Source organism: Acidobacteriota bacterium, assembly GCA_039028635.1.
Classification (GTDB): Bacteria; Acidobacteriota; Thermoanaerobaculia; order Multivoradales; family JBCCEF01; genus JBCCEF01.
On the sequence record JBCCHV010000074.1, the window covers coordinates 18,442 to 29,395 of the forward strand.

Consider the following 10,954-nt stretch of genomic DNA (forward strand, 5'->3'; position numbering starts at 1 on the left):
GAGGCACGACGCAAAGTCCAACGCCAGCGTGCCAGCCCCATGATCTGGACCGTTCTGCTCTCCGTCGGGGTCGTCCAAGGCCTTTTTCTCGCCACCTCCCTGTCGCTGCTGAGCACCCGCAACCGCACGGCGACGCGACGCCTCGCCCTCCTGGTGATGGTGTTCACGGCAGTGATCAGCGAGGAGCTGATCGACCGCGCGGGACTCTACGACGAGCTCCCCCACGCCATCTGCCTGGCAATCGGTGGCGAGCTCGTCATCGGTCCCCTGCTGCTGCTCTTCGCCCGCGCCGTCGGCCGCCGCCGGACCTCCCTGGGAAGCCAGGCCCTGCACTTCGCTCCCTTCGCCCTGCTGACCCTCCTCGGCCTGCCCTTCTACCTCAGCTCCGCAGCGGCCAAGCTCGCCTTTCTCGCCGCCCCGACTCCCGACTGGATGCTGCCCTTGGTGATCTTCAAGGCGGCCTTCCTGCTGTTCTACATCGCTTGGGGGTACCGCACCCTGGTGCTGGCCGACGGTGCCCGTTGGCTGCGCCGCGGCTATGTCGTCTTCGGCTGCACCGCCGGTCTGATCTACGCGGTGCTGTTTCTGCACCTGGCGGGCTTTCCCCATGGCCCCGATCCGGATTCGTTGTCGAGCTTGATCCTGGCGGCCTTCCTCTACGCCGCCGCGGCCCTGGTGATCTTCCGCCGCGATCTCCTCGACGCCGGCGAGCCGCGCTCCGTCCTGCCCCGCGGCCGACGCCGATTTCTCGCCGCTGAGCTCGAGCGCCATCTGCGCGACGAGGGCCTGGCGCGCGACCCCGAGCTCAACCTCGGCCGCCTCGCCACAACCCTGGGGACCTCGCAACACCACCTTTCGGAGGTCTTCAACCAAGAGCTCGGCAAGACCTTCTACCAGTACCTCAACGAGCTTCGTCTCGAGACCATCGCCGCCAGCCTCGCCGACTCTTCCCAGCGGCAGCGCAAGGTTCTCGACCTCGCCTTCGACGCCGGTTTCCAGAGCAAAGCGACCTTCTATCGCCTGTTCCGTCAGCGCTACGCCGTCAGCCCCAGCGAGTACCGGCGACGGCACAGCGCTGGCTCGGGGTCTCAATCGCCCGAACGAGACGACACCACACCCCACGACCACCAGCATTCCTGAAACGCGGCACCGACTCCCGGTGAGCGATCGAACTCAGGAGAATTCGTCATGGGCCTGCGACTGTCACTACTTCTCTGCTTGCTCCTCGCCGTCCCGCTCTGCGGTGACGACGCACCCGTCGACCCCTGGACCTACTACGGTGTCTTCCGGCTCGATGGCGGCGAGCTGTTCCAGGGCGGCCTCCTCGAAGAAGGCGAAAGGGCTCTGTGGGGCTTCGGTGACCCCCTCGAGCCTGCCATCGGCGGCCTGATCTACGACCGCACTTCGGCGACTCGTTTCGTCTCCGTCCTGCGCCCCGGCGCCGTCCTCGAGTTCTCGCAGCTCGACGCAGACGGCTACCAGGCCATCACCCTGGAAGAGGACGGCAAGGTCCTACAGGGCCGGCGGGCGCCGCGGCTCGAGCGCCTCGACGCCACCCTCGAGGTCGACGGCGGCGAGCTCGCCGTGTCCTTGAGCCTTCCGCTCTGCCCGGGCGGCCCGCGCCCGCTGGTGGTCTCGATCGCCGGCTCGGGCCGCAACACGCGACACAACAGCATCTTCTCCACCTTCTTCCTGTCTCGCGGCATGGCGGTGGCGAGCTTCGACAAGCGCGACGCCGATCCGCTCGCCGCCGGTTGGCAGGAGCAGGATCTGGAAGAGATCGCCGACGACGCCTCGGCCCTGTTGACCTGGGCCGCCGCCCAGCCGGGCATCGATCGCCAGCGCGTCGGCATCATGGGCTCGAGCCAGGGCGGCTGGACCGGCTCGATGGTGGCCGCCCAACATCCGGAAACGGCCTTCCTGATCGTGCGCGCCGGCCCCGGCGTCTCGGAACTCGAGACCCACCTCTACGAGCGCCGCCAGGAGCTGCGGGCCGAGGGCCTCGCAGGCAAGGATCTCGACAAGGCGCTCCAGCTCTCACGTCAGATCTATCGCCGCGCCATCGCCGGTGAAACCCTTGCCAGCACCGATCCCCTGGTCGCCCCCTGGCTCGGCGAGGACTGGTATCGCACCGCCTTCGGCGAGGGCCCGATCAGCCAGCGCTGGAGCCAGCGCTGGTGGCGCTGGGCCGGCCAGAACATGCCGGTCTCGGCACCGCCCCACCTCGAGCGCTATGCCGGTGCCGTGCTCTGGTTTCTGGGCGAGGAGGACCAGAACGTCCCCCTGGTATCGAGCCACTCCGCCCTCAGCGCGACCTTCTCTCGCTCCCCGGGATCGGACCATGAGCTGGTGGTCATCCCCGACGTCGGACACGACTTCATGCTCGACATGCCCTCGCCGCGAGCCCGCTTCGCCCCCGGCTTCTGGGACCGCATCGACAGCTGGCTCGCGGAGCGCGGCCTATCGGATCCGCAGTGCGTCCGCTAGGGGGTTGCTGAAAAAGTCCGCTTCGCTTCCTTTCCAACGCTGCTAGCTGTCTGTCTCAGGGGCCCCGAACTCGGCGGCTCTTGCCGCCGCCGGGCCCTCTCGGGCCCGGTAACAGCCTGCCGACGAGTTTTTCAGCAGCCTGCTAGGGAGCTAGTCGCTCGACTCGCCAGGTCTCTCCCTGGCGGCAATAGCGCAGGCGATCGTGCAGGCGGCTGCGGCGGCCCTGCCAGAACTCGATCTGGCGCGGCCGCAGGCGATAGCCGCCCCAGTGGGCGGGGCGTTTCGGATCGCCGTCACCGACTTCGTTTTCGGCCCGGCGCCAGCGCTCTTCGAGCTCGGCGCGATCGGCGATGACGGCGCTCTGGGGCGAGGCAACGGCGCCCAGGCGGGAGCCGCGAGGACGACTGTCGAAGTAGACGTCGGACTCTTCCGGAGAGATCTTCTCGATCCGACCGCTGATCCGCACCTGGCGATGCAGCGGCTGCCAGAAGAAGACCAGGGCCGCCTCCGGATTGACCGCCAGCTCTCGCCCCTTGGCGCTGTCGTAGTTGGTGTAGAAGACGAAGCCGCGCTGGTCGCACCCCTTGAGGAGCACCACCCGCGCCGAGGGCCGGCCGGCACCATCGGCGGTCGCCAGGGTCATGGCGTTGGGGTCCCCGAGGCCCGCCTCGCGAGCGGCTTCGAACCAACGCTGGAACTGCTCCACGGGGTCGGCACAAAGCTGCTCTTCGGTGAGCTCGCCATCGTATTCCTGCCGCAGGTTCGCCAAGTCGCTCATGGCGCGATTCTACCCGCCGGTCCCTGCCCGCGAGCGCTTTTCCGTCGGCCCACGAAGAATCTCGTCGCCACCAAAGGCAACCACCCGTCGCGCATCCGCTAGACGGAATCGCGGCCCATGGAGACAGCCCTCTGAAGTAGATCTCGCAAAGAGATCTTTCCCTTTCAAAGAGAGCTACTTAGAGGGTATTTCGCGAGCTTGATTACGCCCCGTTAACGCCCTATGTTCGAGACCCCGACGGGGATCGACCATGAACACCGCTCTCGCCTTTTCCGACCTGCCCGCCAAGCTCCGCCGGCGTCTCTCGAATGGTCGCGACCTGCTGCGGCGGCACCGTGACCATGGCCATCACGAGCGCTTCGCCACCGGCAGCGCCGGCTTCGACCGGCTGCTCGCCGGGCCGGGGCTGGTGCGTGGCGAGATGACGGAGCTCATCGGGCATCGTTCGAGCGGCCGCTTCTCGCTCCTCCTGACGGCCCTCGCCGAAACCACCCGCCGCGGCGAAGCGGCGGCCTTCGTCGATCTCGGCGATGGTCTCGACCCGCGTCAGCTCGCCGCCCTCGGGGGTGACCTCGAGCGCCTGCTCTGGCTGCGGCCGCGCACCCTCAAGGAAGCCCTCGCCGGCACCGAGGCGGTGCTCGACGGCGCCTTTCCGCTAGTGGTGCTCGATCTCGGTGAGCCGCCCATTCCCGGCGGCCGCGGTAGCGAAGCCTTCTGGCTGCGTCTGGCGCGGGCCGCCCAACGCCATCGCAGCGCCTTCCTGGTGTCGAGCCCTTACCGCGCCAGCGGCACCGCCGCCGCCACCGTGCTCACCGCTCGGCGCGGCCGGGGACAGTGGGGATCTCCCCGGCAGCCGGTGCTCGCCGGACTGTCCTCACAACTTCGGGTCGACAAAGGCGAGCTTCCCCATCAGCAGGAGAGCCTGCGCTTGCGAGTACCGGAAGCGCCCTCCCTGCCGCAAATCCCCGGCCCGATTCCGGCACCCGCTCCGGCGCCGGAGGCGTCTCCCCTCCGCCCAACCCGACCTTCTCGACTCTCCGCTGCAAGGCCGCAGGTCACCGAATCTGCGGCGTCATCCGCCGGCTGCACTTCTGGCAGCAGGTCGAGTACGGCTGCGGCGCGGCCCCGGCGAGTGCCCGGCATCTTCAGCAACCTGCGACCTTTCGCTGAGAGATCCGGTGAGAAGGTCGGGCTCGCGGCAACGGGAGCAGAATGACGGACCCCTGGATCGCCTGCCTCGAAGTGCCCTTGTTTCCGCTCGCGGCGCGGCTGCGCAGCGAGCCGGAGCTGCGTCAAGAGGCGGTGGCCGTGCTCGAGGGCAACGGCGACCGGGCCCGCGTCGTCGCCGCCACCCGCCGCGCCCGACAGGCCGGCATCACCCCCGGCCTCACCCTGCCCCAGGCCCGCGCTCGCCTCCCCAAGCTGATCGCCCGGGGGCGTGATGCGGAGTGCGAGCGGGCCGCCCGCGAAGCCCTCCTCGAAGCCGCCGACAGCCTCTCACCGCTGATTGAAGAGGGCGGCGAAGGTCGAGTGTTTCTCGACGTCTCGGGCCTCGAGCGCAGCTTCCCGGGAGCCGAGGGCCAGCATCGCCTGGGGGTCGCCCTCGCCGCCGCCGCCGAGGCCGCCGGTCTGCCGGCCCGGGTCGGCCTCGCCGCCAGCAAGCTCGCCGCTCGCGTCGCCGCCGGCCAAGGCAGCTCGCCGACGCTGGTTCCACGGGGCGAGGAGGCCGCTTTTCTCGCCCCCCTGCCCCTTGAGCGCCTGGCTCCCGACGCTCGCCTGGTGGATGCCCTCGAACGCTGGGGAATCTGCTCCGCGGGGGAGCTCGCCCGGCTGCCGGCGGCGGAGATCTCGAGTCGCCTGGGAGAAGAGGCGCGGGATCTCCACGCCCTGGCTCGCGGTCTCGATCCCAGACCCCTGGTGCCCCGCCCACCGCCGCAGCACTTCCGTGAAGGCATCACCCTGGAATGGCCGCTGGTCTCCCTCGAGCCGTTCCTGTTCGTCGGCCGAGCAGCCCTCGAACGGTTGACCGAGCGCCTCGCCAGCCGCGGCTTCTCCTGTCGCCGGCTCGAGCTCTCGCTGACCCTCGAACCGGAGGGCCACGACCTGCGCGCCTTCGATCTGCCGGCCCCGACGCGCGACCTCAAGACTCTGCTCACCCTGGTGCGCCTCTCCCTCGAAGAGCGTCCACCGGGAGCAGCCGTCGAGAGCTTTGCTTTCCTCGCCACGCCGGACCGTGCCCAGGAGGCCCAGCTCACCCTCTTCGGCCCGGCGGCGCTGTCGCCGGATCGCCTCGCCGGCACCCTCGCCCGCCTCTTCGCGCTGCTGGGAGCGGACCGCGTCGGCAGCCCGCAACCGGTCGACAGCCATCGCCCGGAAGCCTGCGCCCTGACCCCCTACCAACCGCCACCACCGCCACCGGAGCGACGCCCGGCACGCCACGGCAAAGGTTTGATGGGGGTGAGATCCCTGCGGCCGGCCCAGGCCCTCGAGATCCTCCTCGACGAGCGCGGCATCCCACAATCGGTCGCTCCCGCAACCGCCGATGACGCCCGGCCACGCCTGCAGGGGGAGATCCGCATCGCCTCCGGCCCCTGGCATCTCGAAGAGGGCTGGTGGAGCCAAGAGGTGGTGACGCGCGACTACTGGGACATCGAGCTCGGCAGCGGCGGGATCTACCGGGTGTACCGCGAGCGCAGCAGCGATGCCTGGTTCGTCGACGGCGTCTACGACTGAATCCCCCGGCGCCGGCGAGACCGCGGCCTCACCGGCTGCTGTCGGCGCAGGCGGGAAGACTCTCGATCTCCGGCCGCGCCGGGAAGTATCTATCGCGCAGATACTCGACCTTGTGCAGGTTCTCGGCATCACGCCAGCTCTCGCAGATGCTGTGCTTGTCGTGCTCCGAAAGCTCCCAGGAGAGGGGCGGAGCCGAGGAATCCGATGGCCGAAAAGAGACCGCCTTGAAGGGTACTCCGAGCTCCTTCATCAGACGAGCCAACAGCTCGAGCTCGAGATCGCTGCGCGCCCGCTGGGTCGAGGTCCGGACCTTGACGATGGCGGTCAGGGGATCGAGCGCCGCCTGCGCCCAGCCGGTCGTTTTCGGAATCTCCGCGGCTTCTTCCGGAAAGGCGTTGACTTGCAAATAGAGCACTTCGACGCTGCGCTTCTGATCCTGCAGCAGCTCCACCGCCTCGAGAATCCAGCGCAGCGCGGCGGTGGTGCCGAAATTGTCGAACAAGCCGCCGTCGATCACCCGAAAGGGCGCCATCTCGGCTTCGCCTTTGGGCACCAACGGTCGGGCCGTCGGCGTCACGAAGGGGAAGCTCGCCGACAACCGCGCCGCGGTGACGATCGGAAGATCGAATCGGCCGTCGGGCCCGAAGTGCTCGCGATGATCGAAATCTCTCGGTCCGAGGGACCAAAGCTCCCCCTCCTCAGAGTCCTGAGTGAGGGCTCTGAGCTCGGAAAAGGACGAAAGATCGAGATTGCTGATCAGAAACGGCGCGCCGTCCTGGACGAAGGTGGCATTGAAGATCACCCCCGGCAGACGACCGGTCGCCGCCCCAACGCGCCAGGACGACAACCAGGCCTGCTGTGACCGGGCCGGCGGACGCAGGCGACAGCCGGCCTGCGGCAACTCCTCGCGCAGGCACTCGAGGTTCTGCAACCAGCCCTGCTCCAGCGCCCAAGCGCGGTCTCGTTGGCGCGACGCGAGGAGCGGGAGAAAGGCACGCCGGAAATCCGGGAAAACCAGGCCCCAGGCGGTGGCATCGAGGCTCGATGCCATCGCCGCCTCGCGCACCGCCGCCAGCCGATGCGGCGCCAGAGCACCGTCCGCCCCCACGGTCTCGAGCAGGAAGAAAGCCCCGACACTACCGCCGGAGGCTGAGCTGATGAGGTGAATCGAACGCGTGAAGTCGGGGCCGAGGGCCTCCTGCAGGCCGGTCAGAACCTGCGCCGTCCAGCCAGCCGCCTGAATTCCTCCGCCACTCGCCCCGACAACCGTCAACAGCACTGGATCATCGCCCTCGAGACCGCGAACCTGGAGGCGGCTCATCACCGCATCCTTGGGGCACGGAGCCTGGTCGACGACCTCGCGCCGCACCGGATAAGTGTGCTCCCCCGCCGGCCAGAATCCCCCGGAGATGGCATAGAGGGCGATTCCCAGCACCAGCGGGAATCGGAAGCGATCGAGGAAGAAGGCTATGCCGGACAACAAATGGGTGACCAGTGCGACCAGCAGCAAGACGTAGGCGATGGTCGGGATCCGGCGCGGAGCGTGCTCCGGGCTGAGCCAGAAGTACCCCACCACATAGACAGCGGCCAGCAAAAGGCCGACTCCGAGAGCCAAGGGATGGCCTCGGCGCACTTCGACGCGCCCCTGATCGAAGCTCAGATAGCCTGGTCCGAGGGTGCGAAAGAAAGGCAAGAGACGGTCGGCGAAGCGCTGCAGAGTGCCCAAACTCCGGGCGTACTCGAGCAGCCAGAGCAGAAGCCCCGCGGCGAGCACGCCGCAGGCGAGGGCGGCGAGAGTGGGGACCGAATCCATGCGCGATCCCTGCTCCAAGCGAATCAGCAGCGGCAGGGTCGCAAGGGGCAGCAGACAGGCGATGGCGCGCACCGGGTGATGACGAACGAAGGCCGGCAACGCCAGGCGTTCGAGGCGCAGACGCTCCGGCGCCAGGTTCCAGGCCAGCCAGCCGGCGGACAGCACGACGGCCATGGTCAGGAGCACCGCGAAGGCCGCCGTCGCCAGGCCGAAGCGGGTATCGGAAACCATCATGTTGGTCACCGTCGGCCAGTCCGGATGCCCGGCGAGGCGCTCCAGGAGAACCAGCAGGAGCAGCGCCAGCAGGGGCACGCGCACCGCCGTCAGATGCGCCAGCCAGCGCCCCCACAGAAAGCGCCCGGTCAGCACCAGGGCGATCAGCGTGGCGAAGACCAAAGACCATTTCCCCCAGGAGGCCGCGACGCCGACCACGGCCAGGGGCTTTCCCGCCCCCAGCGCCACCGCCGCATAGGCGAGGTTCTCCACCAGGTCGCTCAGCGCCGCCGCCACTGGCAGGAAGAGGGCCAGTGAGAGACGCACGCCGCGGTCGGCGTGGCGGCGAGCCAGGCGCACCAGGAGAGCGCCGAGGAAGGTGGCGTAGAGCCAAGGGAAGAGCACATCCAGGCTGATCTCCGAGAGAGCGTAGAAGCCCGGCCGAGCGAGAGCCCCGAGGACCTCTACCACCTCCGCCGGCCCGTAGGGCGGCAGCTTCGCGTCGGGCAATTCAGCGAGGGGCTCGCCCTGCCACACCCAGCGCCCGCGCCAGGGAAAGACCCACCGGCCCATGGCGAGCACCGCGAGGGCCAGGAGAACCAGCCGAGAGGATCCCGACCAGCGGCCGAAGTGGTTCTGGAGTCGTGTTGCCGCGCGGCTCGCGCCGACACGTTTGCGCAGCCGTTGCCAGTTCTCGTCCGCCATCGCCGGCCCCCGTCGTTGCTGTCACCGGCCGGCAGCCACGGGCGCCGCCGGCTCTGCTTTTGGGAGTGCTTCTCGGAAGTCAGGACGGACCGGCGGGAGTTTTTTCTCAGAGAACGTCGCCAGTCCAGCCGACCGTGTCGCCGCTCTCGAAGCCGTCGGTGAAGATGCAGATCGATTGGAGGACCCGAACCTCCCCGACATCGACGGCGTCTCAACCGTCGCTCCCCCGGCGGACATGCTGAGGATTGCTGGCCCATACCCTCGCCACTCGATGAAACCCCATATTGCTATACTCATCTGTAACGATCTCCCCCGACAGTCCGCCCTTACCTTCGGCCCGCTTGTGGAGGATTGGTATGGATTCAAACCGCGATCAGCAAGGAACCCGGCGACCGATGCGCGGCGCGAGATCTCGGGTGCTCGAGCCGAGGTCGCTGGCGGGCCAGGTGGGAGCACTCCTGCTCCTCCTTCTCCCGACCACATCGTTCGCCGTACCGCCCCTCGAAACGCTCTGGCTGACGCCCGACTCCACGCTGTCCTTGAGCAACATTGAGGTTCGAGACCAGCAAGCCGTCGCCGATGATCTCGGCGGCGCCCTGACGACGGTCAGCCTCGGCAGCCTGCCTGAGGACAGCGCCCTCGACGCACTGCATGCGAGTCCTGACGGCACGGTGCTCTTTTCCCTCGAGAGCTGGGCCGACCTCGGAGGTCTGCCGACCGCTCCCGCCGACCTGGTCTCCTGGGACGGCTCGTCCTACAGCATCGCCTTCGACAGCCGCGCCAACGGCATCCCGGCGGGCGTCGACGTCGATGCCGCCACGACCGACGGTGACGAGCTGTTGTTGTCCTTCGACACCTTTGCCGACCTGCCGGGCGGGCCTTACGGAGACGACGATGTGGTGCGCTGGGACGGCGCTGCCTTTTCCCTCGCCTTCGACGGCTCCGCCGCCGGCGTGCCCGCCGCCCTCGACATCGATGGCGTCCATCTCCTATCGAACGGACTTTGGCTGATTTCTTTCGATGCTCACGGCGAAGTCGGCGGCATCGCCCTGGCGGACGAGGATGTCGTCGTTCACGATCCTGGAAGCGGTTCCTGGGAGATGTTCTATGACGCCTCTGCCGTCGATCCGGCCTGGACCGCCGCCGATGCCAAAGCTTTGACCGTCGGCGAAGCACCCAACATTCTCGAGATCCCCACGCTCTCGCCCTTCGGCCTGCTGCTCCTGGCCGTGATCCTGACGCTCGCCGCCGGTGCCATCTTGGGCCGCCGCCATCGCCCCACTCCGAAGCTCTAACCCGTGGAGACGAGTCCCATGAAGCAAGCTCCTACCTTCCTCTTCATCGTTGTCGCGCTGCTGCTCGTCGTCCCCCTCGCCCAGGCTTCAGACGGCGCCCTCGAGATTCACCAGGCCTGCGTCGCCACCGGCTGCTTCCCCGGCGACGGCCCCGGCTTCCCGGTGACCCTTGCCGCCCCCGGCAGCTATCTCCTGACCTCGAACCTGACGGTGCCGGACGAGAACACCACCGCCATCGACGTCACCAGCGACGGATCGGTCAGCATCGACCTCGGTGGCTTCGTCATCCAGGGTGTGACCAGCTGCACCGGCAATCCCGTGGCGTGCTCTCCCACGGGCACCGGAAGGGGCATCACCGCCAATCCCAATACCAGGACTTCGGTGAGTCATGGAGCCGTGCGGGGGATGGGCAACACCGCCATAAACCTCGGCCCCGGTATCATTTCCGACCTGACCATCGAGAGCAACGGTAACGGCGGAATCTCAGCGGTTTCCGCGATCGTGCAACGGAATCGAGTGACCGCCAACGGCACCTTTGGGATCTCCAACGGCGGCGGCCTGATCATCGAAAACCAGGTCACCGGCAATGGCGGTACCGGAATCTCCGGCACCGTCGGACCGATGGTGAGAAACAACCGTGTGCGGAACAATGGCGGGGCGAGCAACTCGCCGGGCATCCGAACCGTCGATGGTCACGTCGTCGGCAACCTGATCCAGCTCAACAGCTCGGTCGGACTGCAGGCGGATGGCTCGACGGTCTATGGCGACAACGTCCTGAGAAGCAACAACCTGCCCGCCAATCCCGCCAATCAGGTCGCCGGCAGCGGTACCCAGATCGGCCCCAATAGCTGCCAAGGGGCTCCCTGTCCCTAGCAGGTTGCTGAAAAACTCATCGGCAACCTGCTTCCGGGCCCGAGAGGGCCCGGCGGC

8 protein-coding genes are annotated in these 10,954 nt (G+C 68.2%); 6 read left to right on the plus strand and 2 right to left on the minus strand.

Annotated elements, in window-relative coordinates; all coding sequences use genetic code 11:
• Nucleotides 1–39 precede the first annotated feature (39 nt).
• Together AAF604_22300 and AAF604_22305 are read left to right on the plus strand one after the other, a co-directional pair.
• A complete protein-coding gene (locus AAF604_22300; protein ID MEM7052414.1) occupies nucleotides 40–1,140 on the plus strand; it encodes a helix-turn-helix domain-containing protein in 1,101 nt (366 codons plus the stop codon).
• 48 nt (nucleotides 1,141–1,188) lie between these two features.
• Nucleotides 1,189–2,487: a prolyl oligopeptidase family serine peptidase gene (locus AAF604_22305; GenBank protein MEM7052415.1), complete on the plus strand. Its 1,299-nt coding sequence runs from the start codon at nucleotides 1,189–1,191 to the stop codon at nucleotides 2,485–2,487.
• A 142-nt stretch (nucleotides 2,488–2,629) separates the two neighbouring features.
• Here the strand turns inward: AAF604_22305 and pdxH are convergent, their stop codons facing one another.
• Nucleotides 2,630–3,265, minus strand: coding sequence for a pyridoxamine 5'-phosphate oxidase (pdxH, locus tag AAF604_22310; GenBank protein MEM7052416.1), 636 nt, complete (start codon nucleotides 3,263–3,265; stop codon nucleotides 2,630–2,632).
• Between the two features lie 250 nt (nucleotides 3,266–3,515).
• Here pdxH and AAF604_22315 point away from each other — a divergent pair, with 250 nt between their 5' ends.
• Nucleotides 3,516–4,481, plus strand: coding sequence for a hypothetical protein (locus AAF604_22315; protein ID MEM7052417.1), 966 nt, complete (start codon nucleotides 3,516–3,518; stop codon nucleotides 4,479–4,481).
• Complete coding sequence (locus AAF604_22320; protein MEM7052418.1) at nucleotides 4,478–5,998, plus strand: DNA polymerase Y family protein; 1,521 nt, start codon at nucleotides 4,478–4,480, stop codon at nucleotides 5,996–5,998. The genes AAF604_22315 and AAF604_22320 overlap by 4 nt, the downstream gene beginning before the upstream one ends.
• Before the next feature lie 28 nt (nucleotides 5,999–6,026).
• Here AAF604_22320 and AAF604_22325 read toward each other — a convergent pair whose 3' ends face one another.
• Nucleotides 6,027–8,729, minus strand: coding sequence for a hypothetical protein (locus AAF604_22325; protein MEM7052419.1), 2,703 nt, complete (start codon nucleotides 8,727–8,729; stop codon nucleotides 6,027–6,029).
• Between the two features lie 356 nt (nucleotides 8,730–9,085).
• On the opposite strand from AAF604_22325, the gene AAF604_22330 reads away from it, so the two are divergent.
• Both AAF604_22330 and AAF604_22335 read left to right on the plus strand, forming a co-directional pair.
• Nucleotides 9,086–10,024, plus strand: a complete 939-nt coding sequence (locus AAF604_22330; protein ID MEM7052420.1) for a hypothetical protein — start codon at nucleotides 9,086–9,088, stop codon at nucleotides 10,022–10,024.
• Nucleotides 10,025–10,042: 18 nt separating this feature from the next.
• Nucleotides 10,043–10,897: a right-handed parallel beta-helix repeat-containing protein gene (locus AAF604_22335; protein MEM7052421.1), complete on the plus strand. Its 855-nt coding sequence runs from the start codon at nucleotides 10,043–10,045 to the stop codon at nucleotides 10,895–10,897.
• Nucleotides 10,898–10,954: the final 57 nt, after the last annotated feature.

What these genes read in the sequence shown, in the direction of transcription:
- AAF604_22300 (MEM7052414.1), top strand. Translation starts at nt 40, where the DNA reads ATGATCTGGACCGTTCTGCTCTCCGTCGGGGTCGTCCAAGGCCTTTTT.
- AAF604_22305 (MEM7052415.1), top strand. Translation starts at nt 1,189, where the DNA reads ATGGGCCTGCGACTGTCACTACTTCTCTGCTTGCTCCTCGCCGTCCCG.
- pdxH (MEM7052416.1), bottom strand. Translation starts at nt 3,265, where the DNA reads ATGAGCGACTTGGCGAACCTGCGGCAGGAATACGATGGCGAGCTCACC.
- AAF604_22315 (MEM7052417.1), top strand. Translation starts at nt 3,516, where the DNA reads ATGAACACCGCTCTCGCCTTTTCCGACCTGCCCGCCAAGCTCCGCCGG.
- AAF604_22320 (MEM7052418.1), top strand. Translation starts at nt 4,478, where the DNA reads ATGACGGACCCCTGGATCGCCTGCCTCGAAGTGCCCTTGTTTCCGCTC.
- AAF604_22325 (MEM7052419.1), bottom strand. Translation starts at nt 8,729, where the DNA reads ATGGCGGACGAGAACTGGCAACGGCTGCGCAAACGTGTCGGCGCGAGC.
- AAF604_22330 (MEM7052420.1), top strand. Translation starts at nt 9,086, where the DNA reads ATGGATTCAAACCGCGATCAGCAAGGAACCCGGCGACCGATGCGCGGC.
- AAF604_22335 (MEM7052421.1), top strand. Translation starts at nt 10,043, where the DNA reads ATGAAGCAAGCTCCTACCTTCCTCTTCATCGTTGTCGCGCTGCTGCTC.